A 15,827-nucleotide genomic window follows, 5' to 3' on the forward strand; every position below is an offset into this window, starting at 1 on the left:
GTAGCTTGATATGTCAGGCAGTCGATTTATTGTTTCGTGCATACTCGACCAAGTCCCTTGGATAAACCATATGGTCGATTTTGCTGTCGTCTATGTCGTACAGGAAAGCAATTGCTCCTGCTTCGATAGCCCAATAGCCCACATAGTTACCTCTCTCACCTTGCAAATGATTGTCATGCCAGGGGGCTTGTATGAAAGCGTCATACCATTGATTACAATACTCCCCAAGCAGTTCTGAGGATTTTTCTTTAGAGTCCACGTAGATAGCTTGTACCAAGGGTGTGTAGACGTCGTGATACCACTGATCAACATCATGTCTATTTGGTAGTGCTTTCTTCAATAAGTCTTCATATAGAGTGTCATCTCCGACATACCCTGCCTGATCTATCAAAACTACAAATCGCTTCAATAAATCGGTTCGATTCAGCAGAATACACAAGCCTATTACCTGAACACATTCTTCGTACTGATCCGGCCAGTCATCTATTGCAAGCGGGGATATCTTCGGTGACTGTTCAAGGATTGATAACTTATATTGCAGTGTCTCGTATTTTTCAATCAATTCCTCAAGCAATGGAATGAGTGTGTCTATTTTCTCGCCCGCAGTGTAGCAGGCGAAGATTTTGTCAAGCAGAAGGCTTTGAAAATGGCTTGCTCGAAGCGACGCCTCTTCTTCAGGAGAGTCCGATTCAAATGTGTTGGTTTTAGAGAATTCAATAGCTTCGTCGCACTCTTTCAAGAACGATCTATAGTGGCTTTCGCTGTAGTATTCTTGCCTTATGTTCATGTTTCTTCCTTGGTCTTAAATTTTGAATATGTTATTTCTTTTCGCGCTCAGTTAACAACCTGAGACTCGTCACTCGCTCGATTGTCTCGTGCGTACTGAACCAAGTCTTTCGGATAAACCATATGATCTATTTTGCTGTCGTCTATGCCGTACAAAAAGGCGATAGCTCCTGCTTCGATAGCCCAATAACCTACATAGTTACCGTCTTCCCCTTGATGATGAGTATCGTGCCAAGGAGCTTGTTTGAAGGCTGGGTACCACTGACTGCAATATTTTTTAAGATGTTGGGTAGCCTCTTTTGCAGTTTCCGAATAAATCGCCTGTACCAGTGGGGAGTAAACGTCGTGATACCACTGGTCGATGTCGTGCCTGCCGGGTAAAACCTTGCAAAGCAAATCCTCATAGAGCGTATCTGTGCCTTTATAGCCCGCGTTGTCTATTAGCACTACAAATCGTTTTAGGAGGTCTGTGCGATGTAATAAAATACAAAACCCTATAACTTGAACGCATTCTTCATATTGGTAGGGGTAGTCGCCAATCGCCAACGGTGATATTTCAGGAATCTGTTCGTTCTTTGCCAGTTTGTCCTGATATATTTCGTATTTTTCGATCACATCCTCGAGCAGTGGAGGTAGTTCGGATATCTCTCTTCCCGCCGTGTACGTCGCTATCAGCTCATTCAAGGCCTGGCGTTGGAAAAACCTGGAACGAAGCATTTCCTCTTCTTCGAACGAGTCTGATTTAAATTTTCTTGTGCGATAAAAATCGTTAGCTTGGTCATGCGCACTTATAAAAATGCAGAAGTGATTTTCACTGTAAAATTTTTGTCTCTGTTTCATGTTATTAGTCAATATCTTATTAAGTTGACTTTGTGTGAGATGGGTAGTTGATGGTTTATTCCTGATCAAAGCGGGCGTACCATCGCTTGGTACTTTCTTCCTCGAAGCAATTTCCATGAGGAGAGTAATGGTGAATTTGATCCGGTTCTGGAATACGCACTGGCTTTAATATTTTGTTTACTGCAATGTAAGCATCGAGCTTATCTCTTCCTTCGGCGCCGAGTTGCGGGTACTCACCTGCTTGAATTATCAGTCCATTGTCATAGCTGACAAAATCAATGTCACTACGGCTACTTAGCTTCTGGCGCAAAACGGGTTCCCCGCCAAGGCTCGCAATAAACGAATTCCCGATTATGGTTTGCCAGTTAACGCCTTTTATATGATCGATAAGCTCGGAGGCCAAACTGTGAGGCATTGAATCAACATCCAGGCCGGTGTATTTTTGTGCAAGTTCATACTCGATAGGCATATAACTATCATAGTCGAACGGAAGTGCCGTGGATAATCCACCGTAACCATGCTCTGCTTCGACTTGGTTGCACAGGTATTTTACCCAGGTCCTGTACGTGGTCAGCCCCTCGTCTGATGCAATGAAGTCCCAGGGGAGAACTAGTTTTATATACGAGCGGTCGCTGTCTTCATGAACTTCGCGAGAGTTAAGCACGGATATCTCATAATCCGCAGCTTCTTTAGTGCTCGATGCACTCGTTAGGTGCAATTCGCACCGTTCATTACCAGATGATGAGCGAATTTTGGTGAATGCTTTTTCTAGTGACTCCGAGGTCAGTTGTTTGTAGCTATCCTGAAGTAAGCCGTTAAGGTGTGCTCGAAATTCGTCATTGAATTTTCCAAAGCAATCAATAATCTTCAGTTTTTTTCCTGCTGTGTAGCCTTCTTTAAAGTATAAAGTGATGATGATACCCAGTTTTGCAACGGGCGTTCCATCGGGAAGTTCGAAGGACAAATCTGCGGCGTGTTGTTCAAGATTTTTCATTATTTAACTCACGATGGTTTTCGATGCTTCATTTCGAGTCGTTATCATCTTGATCAAAGCGAGCATACCAGCGTGCGGTGCTGTCTTCTTCGAAGCAGTTACCGTAAGGCGAGTATGTATGCAATTGATTTGGTGCAGGGATCCGCAGCGGTTTAAAAACGCGATTCACTGCCACATACGCAGCCGGCAATGGTTCATTTATGGGGCCCAAGTCCGGAAACTCACCGGCGCGAACTATCAAACCGTATTGGTATTTCATTACCTCTATATCGCCGCGACCGCTAAACGCATGACTGATTGCATCTACGCCACCCAAATGTTCAGAAAATTGATCGCCTACGACGGTATACCAGTTCACACCTTTAATATGATCGAGGAGTTCTCGTTTGAAATTAGTTACCAAAGAGTCAACTTCAAGACCGGTGAACTGCTGGGCCAATTGGAACTCCATGGGCATGTAGCTATCGAAGTCAAACGGTAGGATGCTGGAAAGTCCGCCATACCCATGCTCAGCCTTAACTTGATCAGCTAAGTAAACAAGCCAGTTGTTATAACGTGCCGCACCATCGGGTTCTTTTAATATACTCCATGGTAGCGTCATTTTTAGAAATGAGCGTCTTTGATCACCATGTACTTCAAAAGAATTCAGTGCGGTTAGACTATACTCGGCGGCTTCGTTGGCGTTAGTGGCACTACTGATGTGCCATTCGTATTGTTCATTTGGGCCCGTGTCGAGAATTTTTGAGGTTTTTGTTATTGAAATTTGTACCATTTAGTCTTTTGTAACGGTTATCGAACTGACCTTTTAAGTGTTGGCCAAACTCTTCCTTGAAACGTGCGAAACACTGCATGACAGCTTCTTTGCTCTGCCGTAAATAGCCTTCTTTAAAGTAAAAAGTCGCAATCAGTCCCAATCTGATAACCGGTGTACTATCCGGTAATTCAAATGTCAGGTCGGATGCACGCTCGGTCAATTTTTCCAGTGAGTTCATAGGATTTCTCTTTTGTCCGCAAGATAATGCCTGTGTGCTTTGCTCAAAGCATGAAAACAGACCTAAGCGAATCGGAGATCCGCTTATTCATCTCCTGACCAATACCAGATAGTGTCTTCCCAAGCTAAGTCTTTATACTTCTGCATGATTTCGCCTTGGTTAAAGTAACGGCGAGAATCTGCCTCAGCCGGAGTAAACCAGAATCCTGCTTTACTGCATGGTTGACCAGCGTCTATGCGAGCAACCTGAAATTTATTGGATACTTGATGATTTCTTGCGTATTCAACCAGTTCTTTCGGATAAACCATGTGGTCTATATCGCGATCATCAATGCCGTAAAGAAACGCTACTGCTCCTGCTTCCAATGCCCAATATCCACAGTAGCTACTTTCATCGCCTTGTTTGTGAGAGTCATGCCAAGGTGCTTGTTTGAACGCTGGATACCATCTTTCGCAGTATTTTTTTAACAGATTTGAGGCTTCGCTTTTATCCTCTTCGTAAATAGCGAGGACTAGAGGTGTATAGACGTCGTGATACCAACGGTCAACATCGTATCGGTCAGGTAATAGTTTGCAAAGTAGGTCTTCATACAGTGTGTCATCACCGCCATAGCCTGCGGGGTCGATTAGCGCAACAAAACGCCTTAGCAAGTCGGTTCGGTGAAGGAGTATGCATAGACTAAAAACCTGGACGCACTCCTCGTATTGGTCTAGCCAATCATCAATTGTCAATGGTGTTATGTTGGGGATCCCTTCATAGATTGCTAATTTCTTCTGTAGTAGTTCGTAGCTGTTTATGAGGCTTTCCATCAGTGGGATGAGATTGTTTATTTCGTCTCCCGCGGTATAGCAAATGAGTATTTCTTTAAATATTAGTTTTTGGAAGTGTCGGGCTCGAAGAGATTTTTCTTGATCTTCCGAGTCTGCTTGAAATGTGTTTTTCTCAAAAAATGCTGTTGTTTTTTCTTTGTTCTTGAAGAAATTTTGATAGCGGTTTTCGCTCAAATACTGTTGTCTTCTATGCATCTTTCAAGCACCAACCCGCGATTTTTTCGTGTTTTGCTGGTTTCGGGCGTATGTGACGAGGTCTTTTGGATAAACCATATGATCGATTTTGCTGTCATCTATGTCATACAAAAAGGCGATCGCTCCAGCCTCGAATGCCCAGTATCCAACGTAGTTTCCTTCTTCACCCTGCAGGTGAGTATCATGCCAAGGTGCTTGTTCAAAGGCCGAATACCATTGATTGCAGTATCTTTGCAGAAAATTTGTAGCCTCTTCTCTTGTTTTTGCATATATGGCTTGTACTAGCGGTGAATAAACATCGTGATACCATTGGTCTACGTCAGTTCTGCAAGGCAGTATTTTGCAGAGTAAATCTTCGTATAGCGTGTCGTCGCCAGCATATCCTGCATTGTCTATCAACTTAACAAAGCGAGTTAGCAGGTCTGTGCGATGCAATAGGATGCAGAGACCTACGATTTGTACGCACTCTTCATATTCGTGTGGCCAGTCGTCTATTGCTAACGGTGAAATTTCTGGGGATTGTTCCGATACCGCTAGTGCCGCCTGCCGGATTTCATATTTTTCAATCAGGTATTCCAATTGTGGAATCAGCGAAGAAATTTCTTCGCCTGCTGTATACATGGCTGTTAGCTTTCGAAGTGCTAAACGTTGAGCGAATCTTGAGCGAAGTGTCGCTTCACCTTCGGGGTTGTCGGACTTGAATTTAGTCGTATTTAAAAGCTCGACAGCATCGGCATGCTCTTTTAAGAAGTTGTTGTAGTGGGCCTCATTAAAGAATTTTTGTCTATTTTTCATTTTTACGATTCAACTTATGCAGATCTAATGTGCCAAGTTTTTTATCAAAACGCCCGAAAGCTCAAATGACAAATTTTCGGCGCGATGTTCAAGGTTTTTCCTACTTTACTCACGATGGTTCTCGACCCTCCGGTGCCTTTCAGCGCTCCCATGAGTTGTATGGCACGCCGAATTTTTCAACATAGGATTTGGATTCCTTGGAGAGAGAGTCATATTCTCCTCCAGACTTACCCTCGTAGGGGCCTCGAGGGTCTATCTCAGCTTTAATCTTTGCCACTTCGACGGAGGTCATGCAGGGGCCTGCGACCCAAACTTTAGCAATTCCTCCGGGAACGAGGTGGACTGTAATTGATTGACGATATCCGGTGAACCATTTTCCGTCCGCCGCACAAAATACCTTTTCACCCTGACGCATGAGTTCCCTGGTCGAGTCAGAGATATCAATTTCCATCTTGTAGGTTTGCGGCTCAACTAGAGACTGCCAACGTACATATATTTTTTTTGGAAGGTCGGCTCCTGTAACGTATTTACCGCCTCCAATGCCAGCTTTTTTAGGCCAGCCTCGTGGATCTCCGGAATTGTTTGGAGGCGTCTGCAATGACGCGACGCCGCTCATCGCGCGCCTGAACACTTCGCCTCGAATATCTATTACATCTGCCGTTTCGATCCAGACTTCCATATAGTCGGGAGCAGAAAATCCAAGATGCCACCTATCGTATGGTAAAGCCCCACTGTAAAATTGAATGCATCCCGCAAGCAGTAATGCAGCAAATATAGGTGTTAAGTATTTACTCATTCGGGGGGTACCATGTGCAGCAGATTATCGATTGGCTTACTGATAAGTTACGTGTTGTACTCAATCAAATAGAGAATGTTATGGTTTGTGCATTAGTTACTAGCTTCTCAAAGAGTAGCGCTTTATTTTTCCGATGCGCTCTCAACTGTTCATCAGTCCAGTTGAGAGCCTCTTCGAATTTATTACCTCATTACCACAATTTTTCTCGATTAACGCCAAGGTTAAAATCGCATCAAGCAGTCCTGAGCTGAACACTGCCCGCTTGAGGAATCATCGCGAGCCTGACTTCAACGTTGTTCTCTTTTTTCGCCAGCCAGCGCTTCAGGTTCTGATCATGCTCGGGGGCCTGAGTAGTAGAACCGTAGATATCCTCAGGCGTGACTTTCTGGTTGCTCAAGGTGCCAAGACGTTGCCAGGATGTATCCAGCCGACCTATTTCTGCTCTGAGCACACTCGCTTGTTGCAAGGCAGTCCGGCGATCGGATTGATAAGGGCTGTTCAACTCCGCCTCTTTGGCCGCCAAACGATCTCGCATGTCTTTTAACTGAATCCGTACCTGCTGGCTTTCGGTCTCTGTCACTACTGTGCCACCAAGGTTCTCGGTTTGCTGCCAGCGGCGCAACGTTGCCCAAGCGTTAGGAATGTAGGAGTCCAACATAAAGTGATGAGGCATCTGGAACAATTGCTGGATGAACATCGCTCGGTCTGGTAGGTCACCGAACTTTTTGATCGCTCGGGTGCATGCGGCTTCTTCGATGGATTCGCAACCCGGGTTCCACAGTACGGAAGATTGTTCTAATCCCTTGAAATGCACTGGCATGAAATGGTGTAGATCACCGTGGTGTTCATACGGTGAACCACCGAATCGGGTCAAACCCAACGCAAAAATCAATGCGCCTGTTGGGCCGCTGATGAAACTGAGGACAGCGCCTGGCATCCAAATGCGTTGTCGAGTGTTCATCCAGGGTGCAGGCACACTTGGAATTGGATCGTTATCATTGACCATGCGATGGTGCGCCAAAGCCGCTGCGCCTTTTACAAAGTCTGCGTCTCCGGCTCTTGGAGACCCGTATGTATAGAGCAGAATGTCGTATCTTTTCTCGTCATTTCTGAGCGCTTCGGCGAGCAAGGTTGCAATGGCGCCTCCAAGACTATGCCCGCAGATAATGATTTTCTGATTAACGTAGAATTTGGTGAGATAGGTTTGAATAAACGTATTAATTGCTTCATAAGCTTTGTAAAAGCCTTGGTGCGCTTTACCTACGCCGACCTTTACAGGGGTCTGCTCCGCATCACCATCTCGCAGAAAGTCAACAAATTCTAATGTTCCACGTATGGAAACAAGGATGATTTCGTCGTGATGGGTGATAAAACCCTGGGTATTGGTCCCATTAGGCGATTTACTGTCGTCAAAAAAATGTAACTTGGCGGGGTGTTCTTGTTTCACGCCTAGCTCTGGTTTGTTTTGATCGTACAACGTTGGATCGAACGGCAGTATTTCAAAACGTTTTGAATAAGCGATGTCTTCGTAAAGCGGATAAAAAGCCGCTGACTGTTTTGCACCTAATTTCCAGCTTTCCTTATAGCAAGCCATGCCTTCACCAAACATGTTCCCCACGCTAGGGTCCAGTGGGAAGTTCACGGTATCGGTTGGCTGCTCCGCGGGAGACTGACCGAAGTCGCAGTAGCTCAAAGTTGCAAATAACGACAATTGATACAGGTTCAATGCACTGAACTTGTTATCTTTCGAAAGCATTGGGCGGAAAGCGCGCAGAGGCCTGACTTCAAGAACGGTGAGCTTGTTCGGAAGCAGTGCAACTCCCCAGAGGTTTGACTGCTCAGGGCCGAAGCCGAGATCGCCCATGACTTTCAAGAGATTCTGGTTGGGAGGATATTTGGATTTCGACTCCCGAGGAAGATGCGAGACCTTTTCAACCAGATGGCGTACTTCTACATGAAAAAACTGGTCTGCCTTTGCTTTTGCAGGGTTGTTTTCAACCCGCATTCCATCGTCGCGGACGAAGCGAGTTTTTTCAGCCCGCACCTGTAGTTCACTGATTTTTACAGGGTAATTTGGCCGTGACATCAACCAGGTATAAGCGTCTTCCGCTCCCGCGTAAGGCTGATCCACAGTAAGTACTACAGGTCCCTCATAATGGTTCAGTACTTCACCAAATCCGGTGGCATCGAGCGTGCCTTCGTAGCGTTGTTCCGCACTGTCGGTCACCACATATTTCAAACCGGCGTATGGATTGCCATCTCCCGTCTCGTCAACCAGGCGAAAACTAACTTTAGTGCCTCTGGCCGGACAAGGAACTTTGTTGTCTTTGCACAATGGTTGCTCTACGTTTTTGACCGTCATTAATGAATGTCCTTATTCGTTACAAGTCGGATAGATATTGCAATCGCGCCCGTCTGGCATTTTGAACGGTTTGAAATCGGTTGTGTTACCGCGACAGAATGCATAGGGATCTTCGAGACTCTTGCCCTTACACCGTTTCCATCCGTTGGGGAATTTGACCCAATTATCTGCTACGGCCGGTTTTTCCTCTTTGGAAAGTGAGAAAGAAACTTTCAATGTCTTTCCCGCGAGCTGCGAGCGTTGCAGAGGCCCCTTTGCTACAGCGTTACTTGCCTGCTCCGGTGTTGCTATCGCGGAGCACTTCAGGATTTTGGCGATAATCCGGTCAGGTCCCATCGTACGAAACGACCATTCGCATTCTCGTTGCAAAGTAGTCGGAGCAGGAAGTTGCGTGTTGTCAGTCAACCCTTCCTGAAACTCAATTCCGGTGTGGTCCCTTCCAACATCATTAAATCCGGATGCATATTTGGCATCTACCTCATAATCGAAGCTGTCCAAGACCAATGGGCAGCCACCTTCAACGCTTGAAAGCGGAATTTCAAAACGCGCTGTTTGTGGTTTCTGGCTGAGGTCTTGCTCAAAAAACTTGAATCCGGGGTGCTCCCTTCCTTTTTTCACTGGAACACTGCACGTTTCTCCAAAGCGAGGAACGTACTGCGCCTCACCTCTTATTTTGAATCCAGGTGGAAGTTCAGTGACCAAAGTAAAACTGTCTTGTTGGGCAACTGAACAGGCCGTCACGCCAATCCCCCCCAAACCGATCACCAAGCTGCGAACAAATCTGTAAAAAACTTTGCGATGAAGCATGTGATCGTCCTTTCTTCGAGAGTCATTGCTCCGAGCGCTTTGCGCTCGAGAAGCTTTGCTCTCAGCTACGTTCTAGGTCGCCCGGTTGTGTCGCAAAAAAACGTTCACACCTGGCGAAGTGTTGATCCGGTGTCTCCCCCGACAAGGGAGCCCAGGCGACGTCTTTCGCGTGTTGGGGATCCAGCCGCAAAGTCAGCATGAACTCGCGTTGCTGCGGCGTATTCCACTGCCAGGCTTCAAGCAGGTCCATTTGCTCTTCGAGCCATTCAAGGATGCTGCGTGTTTCCGAGAGCTGCGCGGCAGCTTCTGCGTGGTGCACAAGCAACCAGCGTTTCAGATTCTCACGCAAAATTTCGCGTGTCCGTTCCGGTGGGGTACGGACTTGCAACCAAGGTGCGGGATTTGGCACTGGATACATTCCCGGTCTGGTGTTGTCCGCGCTTTTCCACTGATCTTCAGCCCAATACAGCACGCTGCTGATCGGGCCGAGCAACAGCGGCCATTCGGCGTCTTTCAGGTTACCGAGGCAGCGGGCAAGAACGCGATTGTCCTGAAAACGGAACAACGAGCGGTCGCCGTCTTCCTCGATAACCATGCGCGCGATCCAGTGTTGGGTCAGGCTGTCCAGATCGGCTTTGTCCATGCTGCCGATCCATCCCCAGTTGCTTTGTGGGTCGTCCAGTAACTTGCGGAAAGCTTCGTCGTTCGGGTTTTGCAACTCGGTCAGCCATGGGCTGATCGCGGCGAATTTGGCGAATTCGGTGCGGCGATAGAGTTGTACGGAGCGCTGCATGACGCCTGCGCTGTACAGTGGCGTCACGGGGTTTGGCTCGGCGAGGCTGTCCAACGCGAGGATCAGTACACGGTTGAGACGGGATTGTTCGTCTAGCCAGTTATTGAGTGCATCACTCATGCGGTGGCTCCCAGATCGCATTTGCCTTCTCGGCAGGCTTCACAGATCGGGCAGCGGATGTCTCCGGATTTGCGAGCAGCTTTGGCCAGGGCCATTTGTATTGCTGCCGGAACGAGCAGGGCGCCTGCCTTGTCTTTCGCGGCCGCCCACGGGATGACCGGTTCGAGGATTCCGATCCCGGTCCCAACCCCAGGCGCGCCCCCGGTATTAGCCTTCACCTCCGCGCCACTAATCGTCACACCACCCGCATCAACCTTCACAAAACTCCCGCCAGCCTTGGCCGTGAGCTCCATCCCCCCTCAACCACAACCTTCTCGCCAGCGTGATAGTGAATCTCCGTCCCGGCCTCGACAAACTGCGCCGTACCCACTTTCACATGCTGGGTCACGCCAACCGTCAGGTGGTCATCCGCGCGCATTTCGCTGACACGGTCGAGATGGGTGATCCGGTGTTCTTCAACCTTGAACTCGCTCAGGGTGTTGGCTTCGACGGTGTCATGCCGTTCGTTGCCGACGCGGACTTTCTGGTCGTGCTCGATGTTTTCGTCCCAGTCGCGCTGGGCGTGGATGTAGATCTGCTCGATGCCTTTTTTGTCTTCGATGCGGAATTCGTTGTAGCCCTTGCCGCCCGGTGAGCTGAGGGTTTTGAAGGTGCTGCGGGTCTTGTTTGCCGGCAGGTCGTAGGGGACGACGTTTTCCTTGTGGTACAGGCAACCGGTGACGAGTGGCTGGTCGGGGTCGCCTTCGAGGAAGGTGACGAGGACTTCCATGCCGATGCGCGGGATGGCGAGGCCGCCGTAGGCGCTGCCGGCCCAGCCGCTGGCGACGCGCATCCAACAGGTGGTTTTGTCGTCGGCCTGGCCGTCGCGGTCCCAGTGGAATTGCACCTTGATGCGGCCGTATTGATCGCAGTGAATTTCTTCGCCGGACGGGCCGGTGACGATGGCGGTCTGGCTGCCGAGGACTTTCGGTTTCGGGTGTTCGAGGGCAGGGCGGTAGTGCGCGTCCCACGGGGTGGCGAGGAAGCTGTTGCGGTAGCCCTGGTGGAAATCGCTTTTGTTGTCGGTGACGTCGCTGGTGACGTTTTCGCCGAGCACTTGCGGTTGTTTGCCTTCGTGGAAGACTTCCAGCAGCAGCCACAGGTCGTTCCACTCGGCGCGCGGATGCTCGGCGAGGGTTAGGAAGTGGCCGCTGGTGAGGGTCGGTTCGTCACCTTTGCCTTCGGCGAGTTTGAAGTCGCTGCGGTGGCGTTCCAGTGCGCGGGTCGAGAGGTGCTTGCCGCGCTCGCGGGTGGTGAAGCGGCCGGGGTAATCGTAGTCTTCGAGGTCCGGGGCGAAGGGGCTGGTCGCCGTGCCTTCGGGCAGGATCTGCGGTTTTTCGAAGTCGTAATCGCGGCGGCTGACGCGGGTGGTGCGGGTTTCCAGGCGCAGGTTGAAGCGCTTGATCACCGGTTTGTCGGCGGCCATGCCGGAGTCTTGCTGGTAGCTCACGGCTTTGAGTTTGCGGAACACGGTCTGGTCGTCGCCGAACACCAGTTTGTGGCCGCTGCTGCTGTGCTGGAAGTGGAAGTGGATGCCTTCCTCTTCGCACAGGCGCTGGATGAAGTGCAGATCTGACTCGTCGTACTGCACGCAGTACTCGCGTTGCGGGTATTCGGCGCTGAGCTGGAAGCTGTAGGCGTCGGCGAGGATGCCGCGATCTTCGAGAACCTGGGCGATGATCTTCGGCACCGTGAGCTGCTGGAAGATCTGCTGGTCGTGGTTGTGGCGCAGGTAGGCGAGTTGCGGCACCAGGCTGATGCTGTAACGGGTCAGGGTCTTGCCGGAATCGCCTTGCTCGATGCGGTACACCAGGCCGTGAATCTTGCCTTCGCCAGTGGCGCCGAAGGTCAGTACGCCGGGCTTGTGCAGCAGCTCTTCGAGTTTCAGGTCGGGGCGGGCGCTGACCAGTTCGAGGTCGAAACGGAACGGTTCGTTGAGGGCTTCGCGACCGGTGAAGCTGAGGACTTGCAGGTCGGCGTTGGCGCCTTCGAGCGTGAGGGTGATGTGGGTAGCGTTGGCGTCCAGCATGCCTTGAATTCCGTCCGTTGAATAAGCAGGGGACGGATGATGGAGGATTAGACCGCCTCGTTCAAGACGCAAATGCCGTACGCACGGCACTGGCGGGGCATAGGGCAAACCCTTAGATAGCGGGTTTTCGCCAATGAAACCGGGCGATTCGCGGGTGGCAGCGCGGGTCGGTTGCCGCTATCAATCCAGCCGGGCGTTGCAGAATAGCCGGTCAGTTTCAGACTAAAGTCGCCTGTGGCACGTTAAAGCCATCTGCCATCATTGCGCTTCACCCCTGCGTGTTCACTTTCTCCCGGCTCAGCCTTGATCCGGGACGGGAGCTATTTTTCTGGCTTATTGCGCCTCGCGCAAACGCTGCATTGTTGGAGTTTTTCATGCGTCCCCCATTTCCCCTCATCACCCCGCGCCAGTCGTTTGGCTTCGGAGCCGTTGTGCTGTGCGCCGGTTTTGCCGCACAGGTTCAGGCCAGCGGATTTCTCGAAGACACCACGGCGAAAATCGAATCGCGCACGGTGTACTTCAATCGCGATTTCCGTGATGGGCACACGTCCAACGATCAAGGCGCATCGAAACGTGAAGAGTCGGCGCAGGGGTTCATTCTCAACCTGCAATCGGGTTACACCGAAGGCACGGTGGGTTTCGGTATCGATGCGCTGGGCATGCTCGGCTTCAAACTCGACTCCAGCGCCGACAGCAGCAATAGCGGTTTGCTGCCGTCGAGCGGGCAGGACCCACGCGGCTCGAAAGATCAGTACTCAAAAATGGGCCTGACCGCAAAAGTGAAGGTCTCGGACACGGTGCTGAAGTACGGCGCGCTGCTGCCGGATCTGCCGTTGCTCAAGTACAACGATGGCCGTCTGCTGCCAACAATGTTCAACGGTGCGATGCTGACTTCAAAAGAAGTGAAGGACCTGACCTTCATGGCGGCGCGTCTGGACAAATACACCGCGCGCGATTCCACCGACTCGCAAGACATCCGCGTGCACTGCAAGAACAAGCGCTACGCGTGCAACACCACCGCCGACCATTTCGACATGTACGGCTTCGACTACAAGATCAACGATCGCCTGACCGCGCAGTATCACTACGCTGAACTTGAAGACATCTATCGCCAGCACTTCGTCGGCCTGTTGGCCAATCAGCCGCTGGGCAACGGTGTGTTGAAAGCGGATTTACGCTTGCTGAAAAGTGCCGACAGCGGTGATGCCAAGGCTGGTTCCATCGATAACCGTGCGTTGAGCGGCATGCTGTCCTACGCCATAAGTGGCCACACCTTCAGTGGCGGCTGGCAGCGCATGAACGGCGACAACTCGATGCCGTATCTCGATGGCAGCAACCCGTATCTGGTCAACTACGTGCAGGTCAACGACTTCGCCGCTGCACAGGAGCGTTCCTGGCAGTTGCGTTATGACTATGACTTCAAGGCAATCGGTATTAACGGCCTGAGTTTCCTGACGCGTTATGTGAACGGTGATCACATCAAGGTGTTGGGCAGCGATCAGGAAGGTAAAGAGTGGGAACGTGACAGCGAGTTGAAGTACGTGATTCAGAGCGGCACGTTCAAGGATGTGAGTCTGCGTTTGCGTAATGCGACTTACCGCACCAACTACGAGAAGTTCGCCCGGGATGTGGATGAGACCCGGTTGATTGTGAGTTACAACTTTTCGGTGTTGTAACCGCCGGGTTTTCGGCGTCTGACCCGCCGTCATCGTGGGCAAGCCCGCTCCCACAGGTTTCTTCGGTGGTCACAAAATCTGTGTTCACCGGAGATCCTTGTGGGAGCGGGCTTGCCCGCGATGGCGTCCTGAAGGTCAACGAAATTGTGCCTGTTACAACCAATGCCAGAACCGGCTCCAGAACCCCCGATTCAAATCCTCTTTGCAGCCGGCATATTGCTGGGCATACATGTCAGAGCGATTCTGCACCTTGCGCGCCGTCGGCATCAGCCACGCCTTGCTCGCGTAAGTCTTGTTGCGATAACCACCCCAGCCTTCGTGGTAGTTGAGGTACTGGCCGTAGGCGTCGTATTTGTACACGCCGTTGATGCTGGTGGTCTTGTCCATGTACCAACCGACAAAGTCGATGGCGTCATCGAAGTCTTCGCGGTCGGCCCAGTTGCGGCCGGTGCTCTTCTGGTAGTCGGACCAGACTTCATCCTTGGCTTGCGCATAGCCCGACGCGGTCGACACGCGGCCCCACGGAATTACCCAGAGCAGGTATTTGCGTGGGGTTTTGGCGTCGTAGCGGTAGCCGGATTCCTGATACATGATCGCGAACGGCACCTGGATCGGCACGCCCCAGCGCTTTTGCGTGACTTGCGCGGCGTCGTACCAATCGCTTTTTTCGCGGAAGATCTCGCAGATGTTTTCCGGCGAACGGGGCGGCGAGGTGCCGCAACCCGTCAACAGTGCCGCGAGTACCAGTAGTCCAACCGTCTGCCCTGAATTCAAAAGCCGTTATCCCGTCATGCGCATAAAAAGGGCGACAGTCTACGCGCTCAGGTCAATTGGTGACGATAGGGCAGATCCGGACCCGTCTTGCTACAGGTCAGCGCCGCCGCTTGCACGGCGAACTTGAGCATGGCGTCGATCTGTTCGCGAGCAAGTTGCTGCACACCTTCGACCGAGTCCAGACCTTGTTCGGTCAGCCAGGTAATCAGCGCGGCCTGGAAGGTGTCGCCGGCGCCGACGGTATCGGCGATCTTCACCGTGCAGGCGGGTGCCGACCATGAACCATGGGCGCGGCTGAACACGCTGGCGCCTTCGCCGCCACGGGTGAGGAAGACGACCTGGCAGCGATGCTCCAGCCAGCCTTCGATGACGTGCTGCGGATCCTGCTCGGGGTAGAGCAGGCTCAAGTCTTCATCGCTGACCTTAATCAGATCCGCCAGTTGCACCAGCGTGGCAATCCGTTCGCGCCACAGTTCGATATTCGGCTCGGGATTAAGGCGTACGTTGGGGTCGAGGGTGATCAGGCGTTTGCCACTTTCACGCTGAACCAGCGCGAGCAGGGTGTCGGCAATCGGCTGCACCACCAGCGAAAACGAGCCAATGTGCAAACCGCGCACCTCAGGACCCAGCGACGGTAAATGGCTCAGCTTCAGTTGCCGATCTGCGCAGCCTTCACCGCGAAAACTGTAGTGCGGCGAGCCGTTGGCACCGACCGCCACCATCGCCAACGTGGTCGGCGCGGCGAAGTCCAGCAGATAGTCCGGCCGTACACCTTCCTCCTGCAAGACCTGCTGCAAGCGCCGGCCGAGGTAGTCGGTGGACAGACCACCGAACAAGGCCGAGTCCACGCCCAAACGACGCAAACCAACCGCGACGTTGAACGGCGAGCCGCCGGCAATCGCCTTGAAATTCACTTTCGAGGCCAGTCCGCTGGCATCGTCTTCGCTGAAGAAATCAAACAGGGCTTCGCCACACACCAAATACATAATTGTTTGCTCT

At 51.2% G+C, this 15,827-nt stretch carries 14 protein-coding genes and 1 pseudogene; 1 reads left to right on the plus strand and 14 read right to left on the minus strand.

The genetic code is table 11. The annotated features are described in order from the left end of the window. Nucleotides 1-13: 13 nt before the first annotated feature. The 12 genes and pseudogenes from KI231_RS13430 to KI231_RS13480 form a co-directional block, all read right to left on the minus strand. Complete coding sequence (locus tag KI231_RS13430; RefSeq protein WP_213028552.1) at nt 14-787, minus strand: PoNe immunity protein domain-containing protein; 774 nt, start codon at nt 785-787, stop codon at nt 14-16. A 47-nt stretch (nt 788-834) separates the two neighbouring features. Then, nucleotides 835-1,626 (minus strand): PoNe immunity protein domain-containing protein, encoded by a 792-nt coding sequence (locus KI231_RS13435; protein ID WP_213028553.1) that lies wholly within the window; start codon nt 1,624-1,626, stop codon nt 835-837. Nucleotides 1,627-1,681: 55 nt separating this feature from the next. Beyond that, nucleotides 1,682-2,620 (minus strand): type VI immunity family protein, encoded by a 939-nt coding sequence (locus tag KI231_RS13440; protein WP_213028554.1) that lies wholly within the window; start codon nt 2,618-2,620, stop codon nt 1,682-1,684. Nucleotides 2,621-2,648: 28 nt separating this feature from the next. Continuing rightward, nucleotides 2,649-3,392, minus strand: a complete 744-nt coding sequence (locus KI231_RS13445) for a type VI immunity family protein (protein ID WP_249412124.1) — start codon at nt 3,390-3,392, stop codon at nt 2,649-2,651. After that, complete coding sequence (locus KI231_RS29985) at nt 3,337-3,612, minus strand: hypothetical protein (protein ID WP_249412125.1); 276 nt, start codon at nt 3,610-3,612, stop codon at nt 3,337-3,339. The genes KI231_RS13445 and KI231_RS29985 overlap by 56 nt, the downstream gene beginning before the upstream one ends. 83 nt (nt 3,613-3,695) lie before the next feature. Continuing rightward, nucleotides 3,696-4,637 carry a PoNe immunity protein domain-containing protein gene (locus KI231_RS13450; RefSeq protein ID WP_213028555.1) on the minus strand — a complete coding sequence of 314 codons (942 nt, stop codon included), beginning with the start codon at nt 4,635-4,637 and terminating at the stop codon, nt 3,696-3,698. Nucleotides 4,638-4,640: 3 nt separating this feature from the next. Next, nucleotides 4,641-5,432, minus strand: coding sequence for a PoNe immunity protein domain-containing protein (locus KI231_RS13455; RefSeq protein WP_213028556.1), 792 nt, complete (start codon nt 5,430-5,432; stop codon nt 4,641-4,643). Between the two features lie 139 nt (nt 5,433-5,571). Continuing rightward, nucleotides 5,572-6,228 (minus strand): DUF2931 family protein, encoded by a 657-nt coding sequence (locus KI231_RS13460; RefSeq protein WP_213028557.1) that lies wholly within the window; start codon nt 6,226-6,228, stop codon nt 5,572-5,574. A gap of 232 nt (nt 6,229-6,460) precedes the next feature. Next, nucleotides 6,461-8,590 (minus strand): lipase family protein, encoded by a 2,130-nt coding sequence (locus KI231_RS13465; protein WP_213028558.1) that lies wholly within the window; start codon nt 8,588-8,590, stop codon nt 6,461-6,463. 12 nt (nt 8,591-8,602) lie between these two features. Continuing rightward, nucleotides 8,603-9,397 carry a hypothetical protein gene (locus tag KI231_RS13470; RefSeq protein WP_213028559.1) on the minus strand — a complete coding sequence of 265 codons (795 nt, stop codon included), beginning with the start codon at nt 9,395-9,397 and terminating at the stop codon, nt 8,603-8,605. Nucleotides 9,398-9,458: 61 nt separating this feature from the next. Beyond that, entirely contained in the window at nt 9,459-10,310 is an 852-nt protein-coding gene (locus KI231_RS13475) for a DUF4123 domain-containing protein (RefSeq protein ID WP_213028560.1), read from the minus strand. After that, nucleotides 10,307-12,378, minus strand: a pseudogene (locus KI231_RS13480) (type VI secretion system Vgr family protein). Before KI231_RS13480 ends, KI231_RS13475 begins: the two are co-directional and overlap by 4 nt. A 374-nt stretch (nt 12,379-12,752) precedes the next feature. Here KI231_RS13480 and KI231_RS13485 point away from each other — a divergent pair. Then, nucleotides 12,753-14,054 (plus strand): OprD family porin, encoded by a 1,302-nt coding sequence (locus KI231_RS13485; RefSeq protein ID WP_213028561.1) that lies wholly within the window; start codon nt 12,753-12,755, stop codon nt 14,052-14,054. Between the two features lie 153 nt (nt 14,055-14,207). Here KI231_RS13485 and KI231_RS13490 read toward each other — a convergent pair whose 3' ends face one another. Further along, nucleotides 14,208-14,828 (minus strand): transglycosylase SLT domain-containing protein, encoded by a 621-nt coding sequence (locus KI231_RS13490; RefSeq protein ID WP_103305000.1) that lies wholly within the window; start codon nt 14,826-14,828, stop codon nt 14,208-14,210. A 47-nt stretch (nt 14,829-14,875) separates the two neighbouring features. Beyond that, the gene (locus tag KI231_RS13495; RefSeq protein ID WP_213028562.1) at nt 14,876-15,814 is read right to left on the minus strand and encodes a carbohydrate kinase family protein; all 939 of its coding nucleotides are present in this window, start codon (nt 15,812-15,814) and stop codon (nt 14,876-14,878) included. Between the last annotated feature and the right edge of the window lie 13 nt (nt 15,815-15,827).

It is taken from the genome of Pseudomonas sp. Seg1 (assembly GCF_018326005.1).
In the GTDB taxonomy this organism is placed as follows: Bacteria; Pseudomonadota; Gammaproteobacteria; order Pseudomonadales; family Pseudomonadaceae; genus Aquipseudomonas.

What these genes read in the sequence shown, in the direction of transcription:
- KI231_RS29985 (WP_249412125.1), bottom strand. Translation starts at nt 3,612, where the DNA reads ATGAACTCACTGGAAAAATTGACCGAGCGTGCATCCGACCTGACATTT.
- KI231_RS13430 (WP_213028552.1), bottom strand. Translation starts at nt 787, where the DNA reads ATGAACATAAGGCAAGAATACTACAGCGAAAGCCACTATAGATCGTTC.
- KI231_RS13455 (WP_213028556.1), bottom strand. Translation starts at nt 5,432, where the DNA reads ATGAAAAATAGACAAAAATTCTTTAATGAGGCCCACTACAACAACTTC.
- KI231_RS13445 (WP_249412124.1), bottom strand. Translation starts at nt 3,392, where the DNA reads ATGGTACAAATTTCAATAACAAAAACCTCAAAAATTCTCGACACGGGC.
- KI231_RS13465 (WP_213028558.1), bottom strand. Translation starts at nt 8,590, where the DNA reads ATGACGGTCAAAAACGTAGAGCAACCATTGTGCAAAGACAACAAAGTT.
- KI231_RS13495 (WP_213028562.1), bottom strand. Translation starts at nt 15,814, where the DNA reads ATGTATTTGGTGTGTGGCGAAGCCCTGTTTGATTTCTTCAGCGAAGAC.
- KI231_RS13450 (WP_213028555.1), bottom strand. Translation starts at nt 4,637, where the DNA reads ATGCATAGAAGACAACAGTATTTGAGCGAAAACCGCTATCAAAATTTC.
- KI231_RS13440 (WP_213028554.1), bottom strand. Translation starts at nt 2,620, where the DNA reads ATGAAAAATCTTGAACAACACGCCGCAGATTTGTCCTTCGAACTTCCC.
- KI231_RS13485 (WP_213028561.1), top strand. Translation starts at nt 12,753, where the DNA reads ATGCGTCCCCCATTTCCCCTCATCACCCCGCGCCAGTCGTTTGGCTTC.
- KI231_RS13435 (WP_213028553.1), bottom strand. Translation starts at nt 1,626, where the DNA reads ATGAAACAGAGACAAAAATTTTACAGTGAAAATCACTTCTGCATTTTT.
- KI231_RS13470 (WP_213028559.1), bottom strand. Translation starts at nt 9,397, where the DNA reads ATGCTTCATCGCAAAGTTTTTTACAGATTTGTTCGCAGCTTGGTGATC.
- KI231_RS13475 (WP_213028560.1), bottom strand. Translation starts at nt 10,310, where the DNA reads ATGAGTGATGCACTCAATAACTGGCTAGACGAACAATCCCGTCTCAAC.
- KI231_RS13460 (WP_213028557.1), bottom strand. Translation starts at nt 6,228, where the DNA reads ATGAGTAAATACTTAACACCTATATTTGCTGCATTACTGCTTGCGGGA.